Annotated in this window: 18 protein-coding genes and 1 other annotated feature; of the genes, 4 read left to right on the top strand and 14 right to left on the bottom strand. The window is 45.4% G+C overall.

From position 1 onward, the window contains the following. From FC96_RS00845 to FC96_RS00840, 3 genes are all read right to left on the bottom strand, one after another. On the bottom strand, positions 1 to 540 hold the full coding sequence (locus FC96_RS00845; protein ID WP_056941657.1) for a 5-formyltetrahydrofolate cyclo-ligase: 540 nt from the start codon (positions 538 to 540) through the stop codon (positions 1 to 3). Positions 541 to 598: 58 nt separating this feature from the next. Continuing rightward, positions 599 to 748 (bottom strand): 50S ribosomal protein L33, encoded by a 150-nt coding sequence (gene rpmG / locus FC96_RS12650; RefSeq protein WP_082593127.1) that lies wholly within the window; start codon positions 746 to 748, stop codon positions 599 to 601. 125 nt (positions 749 to 873) lie between these two features. Continuing rightward, entirely contained in the window at positions 874 to 2,922 is a 2,049-nt protein-coding gene (locus tag FC96_RS00840; protein WP_056941878.1) for a peptidoglycan D,D-transpeptidase FtsI family protein, read from the bottom strand. 242 nt (positions 2,923 to 3,164) lie between these two features. Between FC96_RS00840 and FC96_RS00835 the strand changes: the two genes are divergently transcribed. Continuing rightward, positions 3,165 to 5,819: a YfhO family protein gene (locus tag FC96_RS00835; protein ID WP_056941656.1), complete on the top strand. Its 2,655-nt coding sequence runs from the start codon at positions 3,165 to 3,167 to the stop codon at positions 5,817 to 5,819. A gap of 52 nt (positions 5,820 to 5,871) precedes the next feature. Here FC96_RS00835 and FC96_RS00830 read toward each other — a convergent pair whose 3' ends face one another. From FC96_RS00830 to FC96_RS00790, 9 genes are all read right to left on the bottom strand, one after another. Then, complete coding sequence (locus tag FC96_RS00830; protein ID WP_056941655.1) at positions 5,872 to 6,177, bottom strand: HesB/YadR/YfhF family protein; 306 nt, start codon at positions 6,175 to 6,177, stop codon at positions 5,872 to 5,874. Between the two features lie 154 nt (positions 6,178 to 6,331). Next, positions 6,332 to 6,814, bottom strand: coding sequence for a transcription elongation factor GreA (gene greA / locus FC96_RS00825; protein WP_056941654.1), 483 nt, complete (start codon positions 6,812 to 6,814; stop codon positions 6,332 to 6,334). A 93-nt stretch (positions 6,815 to 6,907) separates the two neighbouring features. Next, a complete protein-coding gene (gene udk, locus FC96_RS00820) occupies positions 6,908 to 7,594 on the bottom strand; it encodes a uridine kinase (protein ID WP_056941653.1) in 687 nt (228 codons plus the stop codon). Further along, positions 7,584 to 8,720, bottom strand: coding sequence for an endolytic transglycosylase MltG (gene mltG / locus FC96_RS00815; RefSeq protein WP_056941652.1), 1,137 nt, complete (start codon positions 8,718 to 8,720; stop codon positions 7,584 to 7,586). The genes udk and mltG overlap by 11 nt, the downstream gene beginning before the upstream one ends. Positions 8,721 to 8,857: 137 nt before the next feature. Further along, positions 8,858 to 11,269, bottom strand: a complete 2,412-nt coding sequence (gene pheT, locus FC96_RS00810) for a phenylalanine--tRNA ligase subunit beta (protein ID WP_056941651.1) — start codon at positions 11,267 to 11,269, stop codon at positions 8,858 to 8,860. A gap of 9 nt (positions 11,270 to 11,278) precedes the next feature. Then, positions 11,279 to 12,325, bottom strand: coding sequence for a phenylalanine--tRNA ligase subunit alpha (gene pheS, locus FC96_RS00805; RefSeq protein WP_054660462.1), 1,047 nt, complete (start codon positions 12,323 to 12,325; stop codon positions 11,279 to 11,281). A 43-nt stretch (positions 12,326 to 12,368) separates the two neighbouring features. Continuing rightward, positions 12,369 to 12,588, bottom strand: a binding site (T-box leader). 26 nt (positions 12,589 to 12,614) lie between these two features. Continuing rightward, positions 12,615 to 13,001 carry a winged helix-turn-helix transcriptional regulator gene (locus FC96_RS00800; protein WP_054660460.1) on the bottom strand — a complete coding sequence of 129 codons (387 nt, stop codon included), beginning with the start codon at positions 12,999 to 13,001 and terminating at the stop codon, positions 12,615 to 12,617. An 18-nt stretch (positions 13,002 to 13,019) separates the two neighbouring features. After that, positions 13,020 to 13,538: an HD domain-containing protein gene (locus FC96_RS00795; protein ID WP_054660458.1), complete on the bottom strand. Its 519-nt coding sequence runs from the start codon at positions 13,536 to 13,538 to the stop codon at positions 13,020 to 13,022. Positions 13,539 to 13,622: 84 nt separating this feature from the next. Beyond that, complete coding sequence (locus FC96_RS00790; protein WP_056941650.1) at positions 13,623 to 14,405, bottom strand: TrmH family RNA methyltransferase; 783 nt, start codon at positions 14,403 to 14,405, stop codon at positions 13,623 to 13,625. Between the two features lie 65 nt (positions 14,406 to 14,470). Between FC96_RS00790 and FC96_RS00785 the strand changes: the two genes are divergently transcribed. After that, a complete protein-coding gene (locus FC96_RS00785) occupies positions 14,471 to 14,743 on the top strand; it encodes an acylphosphatase (RefSeq protein WP_056941649.1) in 273 nt (90 codons plus the stop codon). A gap of 73 nt (positions 14,744 to 14,816) precedes the next feature. Further along, positions 14,817 to 15,749 (top strand): membrane protein insertase YidC, encoded by a 933-nt coding sequence (yidC, locus tag FC96_RS00780; protein WP_056941648.1) that lies wholly within the window; start codon positions 14,817 to 14,819, stop codon positions 15,747 to 15,749. Positions 15,750 to 15,886: 137 nt separating this feature from the next. Here yidC and FC96_RS00775 read toward each other — a convergent pair whose 3' ends face one another. Then, positions 15,887 to 17,551, bottom strand: coding sequence for a HAMP domain-containing sensor histidine kinase (locus FC96_RS00775; protein ID WP_082593125.1), 1,665 nt, complete (start codon positions 17,549 to 17,551; stop codon positions 15,887 to 15,889). 2 nt (positions 17,552 to 17,553) lie between these two features. Then, a complete protein-coding gene (locus tag FC96_RS00770; RefSeq protein ID WP_054660454.1) occupies positions 17,554 to 18,243 on the bottom strand; it encodes a response regulator transcription factor in 690 nt (229 codons plus the stop codon). Positions 18,244 to 18,574: 331 nt separating this feature from the next. Between FC96_RS00770 and adhP the strand changes: the two genes are divergently transcribed. Continuing rightward, the gene (adhP, locus tag FC96_RS00765) at positions 18,575 to 19,594 is read left to right on the top strand and encodes an alcohol dehydrogenase AdhP (RefSeq protein ID WP_056941647.1); all 1,020 of its coding nucleotides are present in this window, start codon (positions 18,575 to 18,577) and stop codon (positions 19,592 to 19,594) included. The last annotated feature ends 120 nt before the right edge of the window (positions 19,595 to 19,714 follow it).

Raw genomic sequence — 19,714 nt, 5'->3', positions numbered from 1 at the left:
CTAAACTGTCAAGACGTGATCAATCACGATATCGTGGTTTTTTACCGGCCACTCCGGCTGTTCGAACGTCTGAACCGGTAGCGCAAGCACCACCGTTGTTCCGGAATAATCGGCTAAGAATCGGTCGTAATAGCCGCCCCCAAACCCCAACCGAAACCCGTTGGGGGTAAAACCCAGCCCGGGGACAACAATCAAATCAATATCGCTTTTATCAACAGGATCACCCGTGATTGGTTCTTGAATACCAAACTTAGTTGGGGCCAACTCAGTTGTTTCAGTAAACGGGTAAAAAGCCATCTGCCAATTTGGAAGGGTTTTAGGGATCACAACTTGCTTATGGTCTAAAGTCGCCTGTTCAATAATTGGCCCCGTGGCTAATTCAAGCTCCGTTGATAGTGTTATCCCGATCGTTCGACTGGATTGCCAGTAAGCCGTCTCGAACAGTTTGGTATACAATGCAGCTTCCGCTGATTGTTTAATATTAGGATCAAGCGTGTGTAGGGCTTGAACAATCTCATTCCGCCAAGCTTTTTTTGTCATCGTCGCCCCTCCAATATTTTTGGGTATAAAAAAAGGCGCAGGCCTTTAGCCTATGCCTTTATTTAGTTTCCTTGTGTAACGTAACCTTATGTTGACGCGGGCAATACTTCTTAAGTTCTACCCGGTCTGGGTTGTTACGGCGGTTTTTACTAGATAAGTAATTTTGTTCGTGACATTCAGTACATTCTAAAGTGATGTGGACACGCATAACCTAAACCTCCCATTCGATCTCAATATTGGGCAAATGCCCTTAACTCGTAATAGTCTATCATTATTTAACGACAATTACTAGTGCTGTTTTAGAATTTGTTAAGTAAAATTACTTAACACCCTTTATTCGGCCGTTGTTGAGGAGGATTCCACCATTTTCCAATAAGCCGCATAAATTTGCTTAGCCAGGGCCATGTTGTTACTTTCAGCATTAACCCCTAGATTAGGCATGGCTAACGCAACAACGACTTGCGGATGCTTAGACGGCGCATAAGACGCCAAACTCAACGTCACTGTTTCGCCGCCCTTATAGAAGGTTTGCGCCGTCCCAGTCTTGGCCGAAATTTCTGGTTTGATCGACGATAATTCGCCCCCGGTTTTGTACTGGTTTGAACCGTGGACAACCTGGTAAAGTCCTTGTTTAACAACGTTCAACTGAGCCTTAGTCAAACCAACTTTATTCATCACATCAGGCGTAACAGAGTCCTTAACGGCCCCTAATCCACCACTGGAACTCGTCCCCCGAATCGAAGAAACTAAATGTGGTCGAATCCGGTAGCCACCGTTAGCAATCGTGGACATGTATTGCGCAACCTGAATCGTCGTGTAAGCATCGTAGTTTCCAAACGACAAATCCAATGCCTTCCCGATATTAGAAAATCCGCTAGGTCCTTGTAGACCCGTTGTCTCACCTGGCAAATCAATACCAGTTTTGACCCCGAGACCGAACTGATTAAAATACCCGCGTAATTTGTTGAAAATGTTAGGGTTCATGGTCAGGGCGGCACCCGGCACGTAGTTGTACCCCGCCTCTTTCATCGCTAATTGCATCATGTACGAGTTAGACGAAACTTCCAGCGCACCAGAAGCATCCACAGCGATGTTAGATCCGCCATTGTGGTTAAACCAGGAACTCTTCTTCATCCCACCAACATTAATCGGGCTATCTGTCAGGGTGCTATTAGACGGTGAAATAACGCCTGACATCAGCGCACCGGACACCATAGCGCCCTTAACAACGGACCCCATTGTGATGGCGTTATTGATAGTGCCCAACGCGTTATCGGTAATCTTACCGGACGATGGATTACGATCAACTCCTGCCATTCCGATAACCGCCCCATTATTCGGATTCATGACAACGGCATAGGTCCCCGTCGAGTTCCCACCAGCCCCTTGTTCAGCCGACTTAACTAGAGCTTGAAGTCGCTTTTGGAACCCAGCGTTAATGGTCAATTGAAGGTTGTCTCCCTTTTGACCTGCATACTTCTGAACTTCCTTCGTAATCTGGGTACCAGAAACGTCAACTTCAGTCTGTGACTTTGTCCCCCGTAAAACGGGTTCGTACTGTTCTTCAAGGTAACTCTGACCAACCGAATCGTTACGTGAATAGCCCTGAGACAATAACTGGTTAACCCGATCGCTTGGGAGTCCTACTTTTTCAGAAGAAACCGTTCCTAAAATACTCTTAATTGAACTACCGTAGGGATAGTTCCGCGACCAGCTCGTCCCGATTTTAACCCCTGGTAACTCACCAAGATGCTCTCCGACCTCGGCTAACTCAGAATTCGTCACACCTTGGTCTTTGATATAAGTGGTTGAAAGCTGATAGGCCCCACTCATTTTAGCAAAAATAGCCGCAGCATTTTGCTGTTGGGCTGTCAACCGATAGCGACTAGGATGGTTGATAACAAAGTCAAGTGCCTTGTCATAGCGATCATTCACCGAAAATGATTTAATGTTTGGAACGCTTGACTCCACCGTTTTCAACCGATTGACATCCGTTAAGTAATAATCTGCCGCATTGCGCTTGGTCAATGAAACTGTAGACACGTTTAAATACTTGCCCAGTTTATTGGCCGTCTTATACATGTCGGTTGACAGGACGTTAACACCTTTTGTATAAGTAATGGCTTGATGACTTCGGTTCCCGACTAAAACCCGACCCGTTGAGTCAAAAATCATTCCCCGTTGAACATTATTGGTTTCAACGGTGTTATCGGTTCGGTTAACTTCCGCCTGGAACCGGGCGCCGTAAATAATCTGGAGGTAAGCTAATTGCCCAACTAACGCTGCAAATAGCAACCCTACAATAATAAATAAAAAATTCATCCGAAACGGAATGGAAGATCCGCCGTTGTTTTTATGACGACCAGTCTCACGATTGGTCATTCGATTCAAGAAATTTTTCACTTTCTCACTAGCTCCTTATCTGACCTTTCAATTTTACCAGAATTTTCACTACGAAACCATTTTAGGATGACCATTTAAAACTTTATTTACGTCTTCTTAAAACTGGCAATGCAATTCGTCCGGATTTTAAAAAAAGGTTTACGGGATAGCCCCCCTCATTTATGCTATGCTGAATAGTTGAATTCAATAAAATCGCGTCTCAATTGACAGGAGGTTTCCCTTTGCGATTCCATTTTCATCTATCCACGCAGCAGCGGCAACAGCTAATACTGGGCCTTAGTTTCGTAGTTCCGACGCTCGTGATGACCATGTATTTTATCTCGCGCCATATGGCGCCCTTTGGTAGTAGTAGCTTATTAACGGTTGACCTTGGTCAACAGTACGTCGATTTTTTTGCTTATTTCCGCCATAGCCTGCTACACGATCCAAGTGGCATTTTTTACACTTTCCAAAAAGCCTTGGGTGGCGAAATGGTCAGTACTTGGACCTACTACTTACTGAGTCCGTTTAACCTGTTACTGCTCTTTTTTCCCGACCACAATTTAACCAGTGGTATTTTTTTAATCACCGTCTTAAAGTACGGAGCGGCAGGCCTTTCATTCACCTGGCTTCTGTTCAAAACTGGTCGCCAAACAGGCTGGGCCACACTTGGTTTTTCTACCAGCTACGCCTTGATGGGCTGGATGATTGCCAATCAGTTAAACTTAATCTGGCTTGATGCCGTCATCTTGCTTCCTTTAATCATTCTTGGCCTACTGCGCCTGATTGATACTGGCAAAATCCGCGGGTATGTCGGCTGGCTGACGGCCGCGTTAGTGATTAACTATTACATGGCTTACATGATGGCCATCTTTGTGAGCTTGTTTTTTATCTGGGAGATCACCCGCAGATGGACTGACCGCCAGACGCTCGTCCGCCAGACCATCCGCTTTCTAGGCAGTTCACTGCTTGCGGGTGGTCTAGCAGCCGTTACCTTACTACCAACATGGGCGGCTTTGCAGTCTAGCAAGGCCACGTACACCGTCACTCATTGGTCGTTTAAATTTGACTATTTCCCGCTCAAAATGCTGGCTAAATTCTTTTTAGGAAGTTTTAATTTTAACCAAATGCCAAAAGGCCTCCCTAATATTTTTGTCGGCAGTCTCGTTCTGATTGGCGTGTTAACCGCCCTTTTATTTAAACGGCGGCCACGACGGCAATGGCTAGCAACACTCTTGGTCACCTTTTTCCTAGGCCTATCACTTTGCTTTGATCCGCTTAATTTAATTTGGCACGGACTCCAATACCCAATTTGGTATCCTTACCGATTTTCATTCGTCGTTTGTTTCTGGCTCATCTGGCTGGCAGCGGATACCTTACAGCCGGATTTAACTTTGAACTTGCGACAGATCTTAGTGATCACCATTGTCGCTAGCGCTGTCTTTGTTTACATCGGATTGTCACTCAAAGCCTTTGACTTCTTAGATGACCAACAGTTTATCTACGGCATCCTCTTTTTTGTTGCTGCTTTGTGTCTGCTAGCTTTGCCACGGCACGATCACCAGATTTTCCAACTCGCCTTTTTCCTGTTCGCAGTTGTCGAATTGAGCTGCAACGCAATTGTTAGTTTAAATCATATTAGTTACGTCTCTAATCCAGAATATCAAACGTATCAAAAGATCCTCACTACCCAGACGGATGCTGTTACTCGTCGGGATAAGGGACTATACCGGCTAACACCGACTTTCATGCGCACGAAAAACGATCCACTATCCGGCCAGTATAACGGTGGTTCGGTCTTCTCATCGACCCTTGAAAAATCAATGGTCACATTTATGGGAAATATCGGCTCACCGGATGGCGATGGTTTCGTTGCTTACACGAACGGTACCGTTTTATCGGATGCCCTGCTTAACGACAAATATTTCATTAATCAACAGGCATCAACCGCGGGGACTAAAAACCCCAACAAGCTAAATCAAACCCCTCTTCTCACCGTCTCAACGCGGCCCGATTTGGCGAGCTACATGCCCATTAAGCACGACGGTGCAATCACGACATATGAAAACCAAAATGCTCTGCCGATGGGCTTTATTGCGGATTCTGATAGTTTAAAAGGGCCCCTTTTCAGTGCTGATCCGACGCAGTATCAGGCAAATCTTTGGGCGAGTTTAACTGGTCGTAAAGCTGATCGGCAGTTGTTCACAGCTGAAAACTTTGATCGAGTTGTATTCAATAACGTCAATCAACAAACGAAGCTGACTGGCGCGATTTTACAAAAGACCAACATTATGAAACCAGGGTCGGTCACTTTTTACTTCACCCCTAAGACGAACAATTCATTTTATCTCACCTTAGGCGGGACAATTTCAAACACTAAAGCCAGTTTTACTCTAAATGACAAACCGTTGGGCCAGTATCCAACCTATCGCAACACCATTATCGTCAACTTGGCCAATCACCAAAAGGGAAAACGAGTCAAATTGACAGTCAACTTGAAAAAAAGCTCACTCTGGCTCCAAAACTTTACCCTTTATCAGTTTAATAATCCTCAGTTCGAACAATCCTTAAAGCGTCTTCAGGCTCATCCATTAAATATCCAGCACCATTCGCAAAGTAGCCTGACCGGTACGATTACGGCACCGACAAACGGCGCCGTTCTAATGACGACGATTCCCTACAGTACCGGTTGGCAGGCAACGGTTGATGGTCATCGAGTTCCGGTCAACAAAGCTGCAGAAACCTTTGTTGCGCTCAAGTTATCCAAGGGGCACCACACCGTTTCGCTGACGTACTGGCCGCCGCTCCTATTGCCAGGTCTGATCATCACAATTCTGTGCCTCACAGGTATTGGATTATTCGTCGGCTTCCGATACCTGCAGCGTCGCCAGAACTAAAATCAAAAACAGTTACCTTAAACCATTTAAACTGGTCTGGGTAACTGTTTTTTTATAACTCATCGTTTTGAATCCAATCATATTTGGGACCGTCAATCGTTGGATCATAGTCAATCCCCAAGTCGTACCCCACAAAGAACCATTTGTCTGATTCCGGAATCCAGTACGTAATACCGTCTTTCTCGGTTTCGGCATAAACCCGTTCCGGGTGATCATCAGGAGTTAAAGCGAGTGAAAAACCATCGTGCACGGGGGTTTTCCCATATACTTTTCCGTAGAACCGAACACCACGGCCATCATCCAGCCCCATGTCTTCGTGGAACCATTTGCTTGCTCGATCTGATACCGTAATTTTCATGACACGATCTCCCTTGTTTTTTTGAATGCGTTTTCATTACCCTTTATTTATAACATCTTCGACCACTTAAATGCAAGGAATTCTCACTAAATAAAAAACGCCGTTAGTCTTACGACCACGGCGTTTTCATCTCATTATTGACGTCATTTGTGAATTAGACAGGCTCGACCGTTAAAATTTTAACGGTCATTTCACCAGCTGGAATTTGAATCACAACCTCGTCATTGACCCGGTGTCCAAGCAAAGCTTGGGCAATCGGTGAGTCGTTGGAAATCTTTCCAGACATTGGGTCAGCTTCCGCTGACCCGACAATGGTGTACTCTTCTGGTTCTTCATCAGGTAACTCTTTAAAAGTCACCTTTTTACCGACAGTCACTTCGTCCTTGTCAGTTTGTCCAGAATCAATCACTTCTGCGTATTGAATCATGTGTTCAATGGTTTTAATCCGACTCTCCAGCATACTTTGTTCATCTTTTGCAGACTCGTATTCTGAATTTTCAGATAAATCCCCGTAGCTTCGCGCGATTTGAATGCGTTCAACCACTTGAGGACGCTTATTTAACTTTAAATCCTCAAGTTCTGCTTCCAGTTTTGTTTTACCTTCAGCAGTCATCGGAAAAGTTTTTTCTTCAGCCAAAATAGACACCTCTTACTTATTCTAAAAATCTGATTTTTAAACACTGTCGCTTACGATAACATTGTCATCATATTCTTGCAACCTCAAAACCGTTTATTTTGTCTCAACTTGGTGACGACGGTTCTTTTTTCCCGTTAAAATTGATCGAATTTTGGTTGTCAAAACGTCAATGGCAACCTGGTTTTGACCACCTTCAGGCACAATTAAGTCGGCATAGCGTTTGGTAGGTTCAACAAATTGATGATAGGTTGGCTTAACAGTCGCCAAGTACTGTTCAATGATCCAGTCTAAATCACGATTTCGTTCCTTAATATCTCGCTGGATGCGGCGGATAATTCGAATGTCGTCATCTGTGTCAACGAACACTTTGATATCCATCAGATCACGTAACCGAGGATCATCGAGAATCAAAATGCCCTCCAAGATAATCACATCGCGTGGTTCTTGATGCTTCGTTTCCTGACTTCGAGTTGAAATCGTGTAATCGTATACGGGCATTTCAATCGGTTTCATCTGGCGCAACGTTTTGAGCTGCTCAATCAAGAGGTCCGTATCAAAAGCAAGTGGGTGATCATAGTTGACTGCCCGGCGTTCGGCCATCGTCATTGACGACTGGTCATTGTAGTACGCATCTTGTTGCATGATCATGATTGATTCATTAGATAACTGGTTATAAATCGCTCGGCTAACCGAGGTTTTCCCGCTTCCAGAGCCTCCGGTGACACCAATAATAACAGGGTTTGATTGGTTCAAGATTTTCCTAGTCCTTTCAGTCACCATTAACCGATTGTAGGTTGCCGGCTTTTTGATTGTGTTCGTCTAACGTTTTAGAGTAATAAATCTTACCCGTTTTCGTATTGGCAACAAAGTAAAGGTAACCCTCACTGCGTTCTGACGGATTTAAAACCGCCTTAATTGAATCTAAGCTAGGATTGTTAAATGGCCCGGGACCATATCCAGCATTTTTGTAAAGGTTGTAAGGCGAATTGCTTTGCAAGTCTTTCATCGACAAATTCTTTTTATGCTTATTGATTGCGTATAAAACAGAAATATCAGACTGAAGTGGCATGTTCGCCGCAATTCGGTTTAAGAATACGCCTGCTATCTTACGCCGGTCCTTGGTGCTGACACCTTCACGTTCAACCAACGAGGAAAGGGTCAAAACCTGCTGAATCGTCATGTGTTTTTTACTAATAGTCTTGAAATATGGCGCCAGCTCAACGTTTGTCTGAGCGACCATTGAGTCAACAAGTCGTTTTAATGACATGTTCTTGCTGACTGTATAGGTTGCAGGATACAAGTAGCCTTCCAAACGATAACGAACGTCTTTGCCGGCCATCGTTGACTTCAGTAATTTCGGATACTTTGCCGCAAGTTGTTTCATATAACTTTGGTTTTTCATTAAGTTAATGAATTCACTGCGACTAAAATCAGTTTGTGACGAGATTGTATCTGCCACATTTTCCACGGTAGCCCCTTCCTGAATGAGCACTTTACCGCGTTGGCTTTGAATTGGTTCACTAGAACCACCCTTTTGCAGTTCCTTCGCAATTTGGTTGAGCGTCATTGACGGTTTGAGTTGGTAATAACCCGCTCTAAAATCAGAAAAGTTATGTGACTTCACGTAATAGTTGAAGACCATCCCGCTCTTGACGATTTTATCGTCTTGTAAAATTGAGCCGATTTTTTTATTTGACGCGCCCATTGGAATATCAACTTGAACCACCTCGTTGCTATTCGGGTTCAATGGTTTTAGCGCCGACTGAAAGTACTGGTAAAAGGCAATGCCAATCGCCACTACCAATAAAACCAGGACGCTCACGACACCAATAATAATTTTTCGACCCGTTGAAGGTTTCTTTGGTGCGTTTGTTTGCCGAGACGTTGGTTCGTTCCCGTTATCCAAAAGTGTTTCCCCCGTTCCATTTGATTATAATCTGCTACATTATACCGAAAAAAACCGGGATTTGCAGTAGGAAACCCAGAAATTCAAGGAAATGTTAACAGCCAAAAAGCGTCCACAGCTTGTGAACGCTTCGGCATTTACCGGATTTCGGCGTTGAGTTGCTCTTTCAACTGTTTTTCAACCTTCTCAAAAGCTTGATTGACTTCATCATCTGTCAGCGTTGTTTCCGGATTTTGATAGGTCAGCGTATAAGCAAGCGAACGCTTACCTTCTGGAACGTGGGCACCTTCGTAAACGTCGAATAGGGCAACGTTTTTGAGATAGGCACCGCCCCGCTTTTTGATTGTGGCCACCACTTCTTCGTTCGTTACTTGATCATCAACCAACATTGCAATATCGCGTGAAACAGCTGGGAACTTAGAAATTGGAACGTATTGGTTCACGTCCTTTGGCATTTCAATCAATGCTTCCAAGTTCAGTTCAAAGACGTAAGTTGGATTGATCTTATACGCGGCAGCCGTTGATGGATGCACTTGGCCAATGAACCCAATGTAGTGATCATGAACAAAAATGTCAGCTGTTCGACCAGGATGAAGTTCCGGGTATCGGTCTGTAGCTTCATAACGAACATCACCGGCAACCGCCAAGTTCTTCAAGAAAACATCAACGATTCCTTTAAGTTCATAAAAATCAACGGGTTGGCCTTTGGCATCCTGCCAGTTAGTTGGGACGAGACGACCACTGATTGCGCCTGCAATATGGTCTTCTTCGCTTGGTCGAACTTGCTCCTCTTCCCGGTAGAAAACGCGACCTTGTTCATAGAGCGCAACGTCTTGCACACGCCGCGCGTTGTTGTAAGCGACATCATCTAACAAACCGCTAATCAAGTTCATCCGTAGGGTGGCATGGTCGAGGGTCATTGGCCAGCTAAGATCAGTCTTATGACTTTCTTTCATCATGAACTGACCAGCTTTTCCCTCTGTGGTGAGAGAGTACGAAATCGCCTGGTTTAAACCGGCCGCTTCCATGATTGACCGTGAAGAGCGAATAAGCTTTTGCTTTTCAGTCAAGGCGCCCGGAGTCGCTGGACCGCCTGGTAAGGTCGCTGGAATTTCGTCGTAACCATAAATTCGGGCGACTTCTTCTAATAAATCAGCTTCAATATGAATATCCCAACGTCGAGCCGGAACCGTTACCATAAAAGTATCGTTTTCAACCGTAACCCCAAATCCAAGCCGGTTAAAAATATCCGTTACGGTCGGCGTTGACAACGTCGTGCCTAAAACGTGATTGATTCGAGCAAGCGTGACACTAACCTTAACAGGTTCAACTGCTTGATCTGTAGCGGTGACAATACCTTGTTGAACTTCACCAGACGCTAGCTCTGCCATTAATTGAGCAGCGGCATCAGCGGCTTCTTCAACTCCGCCACGGTTGACACCACGTTCAAAATGCTGGGCGGCACTAGTATGCAAATTATGGCGTTGAGCTGTTTTGCGGATGGTGGTGGCGTCAAATACGGCAGATTCAATAGCGACCGTCGTGGTTGCATCTGAAATTTCGGAGTTTAAACCACCCATTACACCAGCCAAAGCGATTGGTCCATTAGCATCCGCAATGACAATGTCGTTTTGATCCAAATCCCGAGCTTCTTCATCTAATGTCGTCAACTGTTCTCCTGGTTGCGCCATTCGGGCTTCAATCGTATTACCACTGATCTTATCAAAGTCAAAAGCGTGAAGCGGTTGACCATACTTGAGTAAGATGTAGTTTGTGGCGTCCACCACATTGTTAATGGGTCTAATTCCCGCATTCCATAACTTAATTTGTAACCAGGTTGGGCTAGGTGCAATTTTGACGTTTTTAACTAACCGCATCTTATAGATTGGCGCCACCGCTTGATCAGCTTTTGCGATTAACGCATCGCTCGCCAGCGTAGCAACTTCTTGAAGATTTGGGTGAGTGAGTGTCAGCGGAACGTCCAAAAGGGCCGCAACATCATAAGCTGTCCCATACACACTCAACATATCGCCACGGTTAGGTGTCACATCGACGTCAATGAGATCATCATCCATCCCGAGATAGCCAAATACCGGTTCCCCAATCTCAGCGTCATCTTCAAGGAAGTAAATGCCATCGGCCCACTCCTTAGGCACAACGTCTTTCGGGAATCCAATCTCATCTAAGGCACAAATCATACCGTTAGAGAGGACACCGCGCATTTTAGACCGCTTAATTTTAACGTTATCGCCGATTCGCGAGCCAGGTAATGCCACGATGACTTTTTTGCCAACTTCCACGTTTGGGGCCCCGCATACGATCTGAGATAATTCCTCTTCGCCAATGTCGACTTGGCAAACCTGTAAATGGTCAGAGTCAGGGTGCGGTGTCATCGAGATAATTTTCCCCACGACGATTTTCTTTAAACCATCGCTTGGTTTCGTGACAGTATCAACTTCCACGGCACCACGTTCGATTTTTTCAGCAAGATCCTTTGCTGAAATATTGATGGTCATATATTCTTTGAGCCAGTTGTAAGAAATTTTCATGGTTTGCGATTATCCTTTCTTAGAAAATTGAGTTAAGAAACGCTCGTCATTGAGGTAGAAATTCCGGATGTCATCGACTCCGTATTTTAACATTGCAAACCGGTCAGGGCCCATTCCAAAGGCGAACCCGCCATAAACTTCTGGGTCAACACCGGCCATTTTTAGGACGTTGGGATGAACCATCCCAGCACCTAGAACTTCAATCCAGCCAGTATACTTGCAAACAGCACAACCTTTGCCACCACAGTTAAAACAGGTAATGTCGGCTTCAACAGATGGTTCCGTGAATGGGAAATAGCTCGGTCGTAACCGAACGTCAAATCGATCACCGAACAATTCATGAGCCACTAGTTGTAAGGTACCTTTTAGATCAGCCATCGTGATGTGCTTGTCAATGACCAATCCCTCCACCTGATGGAATTGGTGAGAGTGCGTGGGATCGTCTGTATCCCGGCGGTAAACAACGCCTGGCGAGATCATTTTTAGCGGTCCCTGACTGAAATCGTGAGTCTCCATTGCCCGTGCCTGCATTGGCGAGGTTTGTGTCCGCATCAAAATTTCATTTGTGATGTAGAACGTATCTTGCATATCACGGGCTGGGTGATCCTTTGGTAAGTTCATCATTTCAAAATTGTAACGGTCCTCTTCAACTTCGGGCCCGGTTAAAATTTGGTAACCCAAACCGATAAAGAGGTCCTCAAGTTGGTCAATAATTTGTTGAATCACGTGCGGTTGCCCTTGAGCCACTGGCGTTCCAGGTAACGTCACGTCAATTTTTTCCTGAACTAATTGCCGGTTCAAAGCTGCTTGTTTAAGCTGGTCGCGCCGGTTTTCCAACTTAGACTGCAGTTGGTCACGAACTTGGTTAGCAAACTGCCCAAAAGCTGGTCGTTCCTCTGCAGAAAGGTCCTTCATGCCTCGTAGGGCCTGAGTGATCGGCCCCTTTTTACCTAAGAGTTTGACCCGCAAGTCCTCAAGACTTTTCAAGTCGCTGAGCTCCTCAATCGCTTTTAAATGGTTGTCTCGAATTTCTTCAAGTTGGTCGCGTAAACTCATGTTATTTCCTCCTTAAATCAAATAAAAAAACTCCGCCCCTAAAAAAAGGGACGAAGTCAACGCGGTACCACCCTAGTTACACTCGTAAAGTGTCACTTGGTAATTGAATAACGGCTAATTAACCGGAAGATTTTTTGTTATTACTAACGCCCAATCCCTGCTCAGAGAGTGAATTCTTACGTCAATTATCGAAGGCCTCTCAGACAATCGGCCTTCTCTCTGTGACCCTTCACGCAATACTAATCTCTCGTCAACGCATTTAATGTTCCATTTATTTACCTTAATTAGTTTACAGCGGTTGGTGACATTGGTCAACACTCGCTTTTGATTCTGTATCATACCAATTTTCAGCCCAAGTATGAACCGTTTGCATCACACTTGATAAATCGCGGCCCTTCGCCGTCAGCGCATACTCAATCAAAGCCGAATCAGCATACGTCTTACGAATCACGATGCCTTCCATCTCAAGTTCCTTTAGCCGTTCAACCAACACCCGGTCGGAACACTTGGTCACCTTGCTTGCAATATCTTTAAACCGTTGCGGTCCCAAGTTCAACAACACATCGATAATTAAACCGTTCCACTTCTTACCCAAAATCGAAAACGTCTTTTCAAATTTAGGACAGAGTTCAAAGTCTTCGGTTGAAACTGCAGTTCCATTAGCGACTTCTACCATACTTTCCGCCTCCAAAATTTACTTTTCGAGCTGGTTTAAAATCCGTTGCTTCAAGCTGATCCGACGCCAGCGCCTGAACTTTAACTGTGCCGGACCGAAAAACTCGTTAATCGCTTCGTAATCATCAACTAGGCTGACAATGAAGCTTTCGCGATACTTCGGTAAGGCAGATGTCGCACCCCACATGTGTTTTAAGATGATATCTTTTTCCATCGGTGTCAGTTCCGTCAACTTTTCAGCGTTTCGGAGGGCAACTCGGGGATGAATAAAGGCGTGTGACCCCAGATTGAACTTGGTCGTTCGCCAGTCGTAATAAAACAAGTCGTGTAGTAGCCCGGCTCTGGCAGTCGCGCGGGTATTTAAACCATGCTTTTTCGCAATTAAATAACTGTTGTAAGATACTGATATCGAGTGATCTAATCGATTCGAATGATGATGTTGCGTGTAATCAGCCAGTTTTTGAACTTCTGGCATAGCCAATAAGTCGCTAACTAACGCGACATATTCAGAATCTTGACGCCATTCAGTGGTCTTCATAGAACGCTTCCTTTACAATAAGTAAGTTTAATTGGCTTCACTATACAAAAGATAGCGGAAAAAAACAAGTATTTAGAAACATTATTAATCGAGCAAGTGGGAATTTAACTGAAACATTAAAACTCCAGCCGCAACCCCAACATTCAACGATTCTGCCTGCCCCTTTATGGGAATATAGAGGTTTGCTGTCGTCTCAGCCAACAAGTCAGCTGTCATGCCTTGGCCTTCATTGCCCATAATGATCGCGAAGGTCGTCGTCGGTGACACGGTTCGGTAATCCTTGGCCGCCGGATTCAGTGCGGAGCCATAAACGGCTAATTCGCGCTCCTTAAACCGGGCGATCCAATCACCTAAGTCACCCGCCACTAAGCTGATGTGAAATTGGCTCCCCTGCATCGCCCGGATAACCTTAGGATTATATTGACTAGACGTCCCGTGGCCAAAGACGACGCCACTAAACCCAGCCGCGTCCGCCGTTCTGACCATCGTCCCAATGTTACCTGGATCGGCAACGTGGTCTAACAGCAACCAGCCACCCGTTGCCTTTTCAGGCGTTACCGTCGCGGTTTCCGAAATGGTCACGACGGCAAATATTCCTTGTGGCGTCACGGTATCAGATAATTTTTTGACGATGTCGGCACTCACTTCAAATTGATCAACTGAATCTGGTAACACAGCCCCATGATTTGTGAGTTGCTCGTGCGTCCCAATAATAGCTGTCAACGGTCGCCCCGCTTGGATAGCGTCACCAACGGTATGCCATCCCTCAATCAGATAAGCCTGATATTTTTGGTGCCCCTTTTTCGTTGTTAAATGTTGCCAACGTTTTACTCGCGCATTTTGCGTTGAGGTAATTTTTTCTCGCATGTGAACCCTCTTCTTGTAGTTTATAATGTCCTTATACAGTTTAGCACGATTTGGGAGGGTAAGATATGAAATCAAGTTTAATCACAGTGACAGGTCTCGTCCAGGGCGTGGGATTTCGTTGGTCAACAAAACGACTCGCTGACCAAAACAACATTACCGGCTGGGTTCGAAATGATCAGTCTGGGGCAGTCATCATCCGAGCAGAAGGTGCTGATCCTGACATGGCTATTTTTTTATCAGCCATCAAGCATAGTCCAAGCCCGTTTGCACGAATTGACAGCGTCACAGTGACCAGCCAAGCACCCGAATCTTTTCGACAATTTTTTATAAGTAATTGAAAAACTTTCCTTAATACAGTAAGATTTATCCTGTTGTGTAATTTAATCCCTGGAAGGAATTGAGCCAAATCAAATGAAGAATAAAAAACCGATTCAACTCGCTCTACTGTTGGGTGTCCTCACGCTGTTCTTAAGTGGGTGTGTCCAACGAACAAAGAGCGGTAAGCCCTTTGGCTTAGTTTATGATTACTTAGCTGTTCCTGGCCAACACGTCATGGAGTGGGCCGCTAACTTGTTAGGGCACTCATATGGCTGGGCCATTATCGCCGTGACAATCATTGTCCGGTTAGTGCTACTGCCCGTTATGATGAGCCAAATGCGAAAATCCACTGTGCAAATGGAGAAAATGAACGCGATTCGGCCCCACATGACCAAGTTGCAAGAACGGCAAAAAAACGCTAAGACACCTGAAGAACAGGCGGCCGCTAGCCAACAAATGATGCAATTGTACCGTGACAACGGCATCAGTATGACAGGCGGAATCGGTTGTTTGCCACTTCTGATTCAAATGCCAATTTTCGCTGCACTCTATGCAGCCATCCAATATTCACCTGAACTATCATCCAGTGTCTTTTTCGGTATCAACCTTGGTAAGCCGTCCATTGTTCTCGCAATCTTGTCATTTCTGTCATACTTTCTTCAAGGTTACCTCTCAATGATTGGTATGCCGGCTGAGCAGCGAAAAACAATGCGCATGACTATGGTGATCAGCCCCGCATTCATCCTATTCATCACCTTATCAGCACCGGCTGGGCTCGGCCTTTACTTCTTTATTGGTGGCCTGTTTGCCTGCTTACAAACGCTCTTAGTGAACATGGCTCGGCCACGGATTCGGCGCCAAATTGAAGCCGAAATGAAAAAGAATCCGCCTAAGATCGTTGATGTTGACATCCCTGAGCCAGCAGTCACGCCTACTCAATCAAACGGATCAAGCGCAACAACACAACCGGCTCCGCGTAACAATCGTCAACGAAACGCCGGCAAGCAACGGCACCACCACGATTAATTGAATCATCAATCACAAACATCCTGCTGAAATTGGTAGCAGGGTGTTTTCGTTTTTTCAATCAAAAAAGCGATGGCTAACCAGAATACCTGGGAATCCATCGCTTCTTTAAGTTATCGTTTAAAAATGATCAACGGCTATGACTCATGATCATGTTCAGTTGGTGAACCCGCTCGGTACACCCCGGGTGCGCTTGGCGTTGAATCAGCGTCGTCAGCCTTCTGATTAGCACCTAGATTTGTTGGCAGCATCGCTGGCGTCTTCGGTTTAGCCGTTGCTGCTTTGGCTGAATCCAACTGTTGCCTTTCCTGTTCAGATAAGAGTGGCAATACAATTTGGAACACCGAACCGTACCCCAGGGCACTTTCAATACTAATCTTGCCATGATAAGCCTCTATCAGGCGCTGCGCAATTGACAGACCAAGCCCGTTTCCACCCTTATTTCGACTACGCGCTTTATCAACCCGGTAAAACCGGTTAAAGACTCGTTTAACGTTTTCCTCAGATAACCCCTCACCGAAATCTTGAACCGCGATTTCGACGGTACTAGCACCTTCGGCTAACGACATATGAATCTCCTTGCGCTTAACCGAATACTTCACAGCATTATCCAACAGAATAATCAGGACTTGTTCGAGGTGATTACGGTAAATCTGAGCATAGGCAGGCTTCGACACGTCATCGTCTAAGATAAACGTAAAGTCCGGATGAATCATCTTGAAGTCGTTAAAAACTTGGTTAACCACTTCCTTCACATCCGTCGTTTCGTTATTGAGGGTAATTTCAATCTGTTCGGCCCGAGTTAAATCGAGCATTTCAGCGACCAAGCTCTGCATCCGCTTAGTTTCTTGCATCGCAGCTGACAGCGATTCATTCAAAACGGTCGGATCATCCTTCCCCCACCGTTGCAACATTTCAATGTGACCTTGAATAACCGCCACTGGCGTCCGCAATTCATGGGAAACATCCTCGACAAATTGCTGCTGCTGATCAATATAACGTTGCATCTGATCTAACATGTCGTTAAACAGATTCCCTAAATCGGCCAGCTCATCATCACGCTTCGTCACCGGAACGCGCTCTTCCGATTGAGGATCTGATTGGACCGCCCGAATTGTGTCATTCAACGCCACGACGGGTCGTAATAGATACGCTGATAAAATGTAACCAAAGAGGGCTGCAACAAAGACCGCGGAAATGATTAACACCGTTAGAATCGCGATAAGTTTACTGCGAGCATTTTTATACTCACCCATTGCGTTTGTGACTTGAACATAACCAAGCAACTTATGACGATCCACCGAATAAATCGGGCTAAATCCGACGAGACCATCAAAGGCCCCCTGACTTTTTGCCGTAATCGTTCGTTTGCTAGAAAATTCAGGTGCTGTTATTTGAGTATCTCGAGAACTAAAGACCTGTTTTCGATTAGCATCATACACAACAACGGTCGTACTATCACGGGACAAATCCGTAATCAGAGAATTCTGATACAGCTTGGACTCAGCGCTCACTGACCCACTGGGTTGGGTCAAAGATGGCTGTAAGGCCGAACTAACCGTTGCCTTATTAAAGTGGCCCTGCAAGTTGTCGACCCGGCTCAACACCGTATCCAAAGTGCTGCTCACGTGATTTCTTTCCTGGTTATACAAAACCCCAGAAAAGCCGCGGTAGAGTAACCCTGAAAAGGCCAAAAAGAGAATAAACACGCCTAAGGCCGTCCCTAGCGCCCATTTCCACTTGATGGATAACCGGCGGTGTTTTCGAATCGGCTGGTTATTTTCAGAACTAGTTTGGGTCATGATTAATCACGCATCACATACCCAGTCCCACGGACGGTTTGAATATAGCTCTTATCGTCGCCAGACCGGTCAATTTTGTTTCTGAGGTAACGCACATAAACGTCGACCACGTTCGTTTCAACTTCGGATTCATAACCCCAGACCTTGTTTAACAAGACATCCCGGGCCAAAACAACGTTAACGTTTTCCATCAAGGTTAACAGCAATTCGTACTCCCGTTTAGTCAGGTTGATCACTTCGTCACCACGACGGACTACCCGATTTTCCTTTTCAATGGTCAAGTCCTTATACGTGACCGTCGTTTGTTTGAAATCTTTTTGCTCGCTTTCGATGTGAATCCGACGTAACAACGCCCGAACCCGAGCCAACAGTTCTTCAATAGCAAACGGCTTAACGATGTAGTCGTCAGCCCCATGATCAAATCCGGAGACCCGGTCAATAACAGAGTCGCGCGCCGTCATCATGATGATTGGCGTACTCTTAATTTCCCGAATCCGGCGAGCAACGTCAATCCCATTCAGTTCAGGCAACATCAAATCAAGTAAAATTACATCAAAATCTTGTTTTAATGCTGCGTCCAGTCCCTTACGACCGTCGTATTGAACCTCGGTTTCATAGCCTTCATGTTTCAATTCTAGGTCCACAAATCGGGCCAAGTTTTCTTCATCTTCAATAATTAAAATACGACTCATTATCAATGAACTCCCCTAATATCAGATTTCGTTAAGCCAGCGCTAAAAACGCTGGCTTCATTATTACTTTTTATTCATTATCACACTCTTTTATCATACTATACTCGATTCTTTTTGGCGAGATGCTGCCACCGATTTTCTCATAATCCTAGCAAATTAAACCCACTCACTGTTCAGATTGGGGATGAAAACACTCAGCCGTTTTCGAAATATTTAAAAATCCCGAAAGAAACCTCGAAAACAAACCAGAACGGCTTGAAAATTAATTCACAATGTGGTTAAATAGACCTTGTGAAAAACAATACGAATTAAACAGAAAGAGGTCTATCAAATGAAAGCAGCAGTTGTACGTGATCCAGTAGATGGCTACGTTGACGTGAAGGATGTCACCCTTCGGTCCTTAAACTATGGTGAAGCGTTAGTAGATGTTGAATACTGTGGGTTATGCCACACGGACTTGCACGTTGCCGCCGGTGATTTTGGCAAAGTTCCTGGCCGCATTATCGGCCACGAAGGCGTCGGGATTGTATCGAAGCTTGGCGAAGGTGTTGATAACCTAAAAATTGGTGACCGTGTGTCAATCGCCTGGTTCTACAAGGGCTGCGGCCACTGTGAGTACTGCTTAACCGGTCGTGAAACCTTCTGCCGCAACGTCCAAAACTCTGGTTTTACCGTTGACGGCGCCATGGCCCAACAAGTCATTGTTGACGCTAATTACGCGGTTAAGGTTCCAGACGGTCTGGATCCCGTTGAAGCAACGTCTCTGACCTGTGCTGGAGTCACCATGTACAAAGCGCTTAAAGTTGGTGAAACCAAGCCCGGTCAATGGGTCGAAGTGGTTGGTGCCGGGGGCTTAGGAAACTTAGCCATCCAATATGCTAAAAACGTTTTCGGCGCTCACGTGGTTGCCGTTGATGGAAACGATGATAAGTTGGCCGCTGCCAAAAAAGATGGGGCCGACATTTTGATTAACCGTCACACTCAAGATGTTGCTGACGAAATTCAAAAACAGGTTGGCGGGGTTCACAACGCCCAAGTCACAGCGGTTAATAAAGATGCCTTTACCCAATCCGTTAACGCTTTGCGACCAGATGGCCGGCTAGTTGCCGTTGCCTTGCCACAAGGTGATATGGCACTCAACATCGCTAAAACCGTCCTTGACGGAATCCAAGTTGCAGGTTCCCTAGTTGGGACCCGTCAAGACTTGGCTGAAACTTTCCAATTTGGTGCAGAAGGTCGCGTTCATCCTATCGTCCAAAAACGCCGTCTAAGTGAAATTAACGACATCATTGACGAAATGAAAGCTGGGAAAATTGTCGGCCGAATGGTTGTCGACTTTACCCAAGAGTAAGCAATCCATATGAGTCCCAAAAAAAGCGATCCCGTTCAGCGGTGATTGCTTTTTTAGTCTCCCCCACACTTAAAATGAGGGCAAAAAAAAACACCTAGAGACCGCGGTTCTCTAAGGTGT

Source organism: Secundilactobacillus kimchicus JCM 15530, assembly GCF_001433995.1.
Classification (GTDB): Bacteria; Bacillota; Bacilli; order Lactobacillales; family Lactobacillaceae; genus Secundilactobacillus; species Secundilactobacillus kimchicus.
The sequence above is the reverse complement of the archived record's forward strand: the minus strand, read 5'-3'. Positions and strand labels throughout refer to the sequence as shown.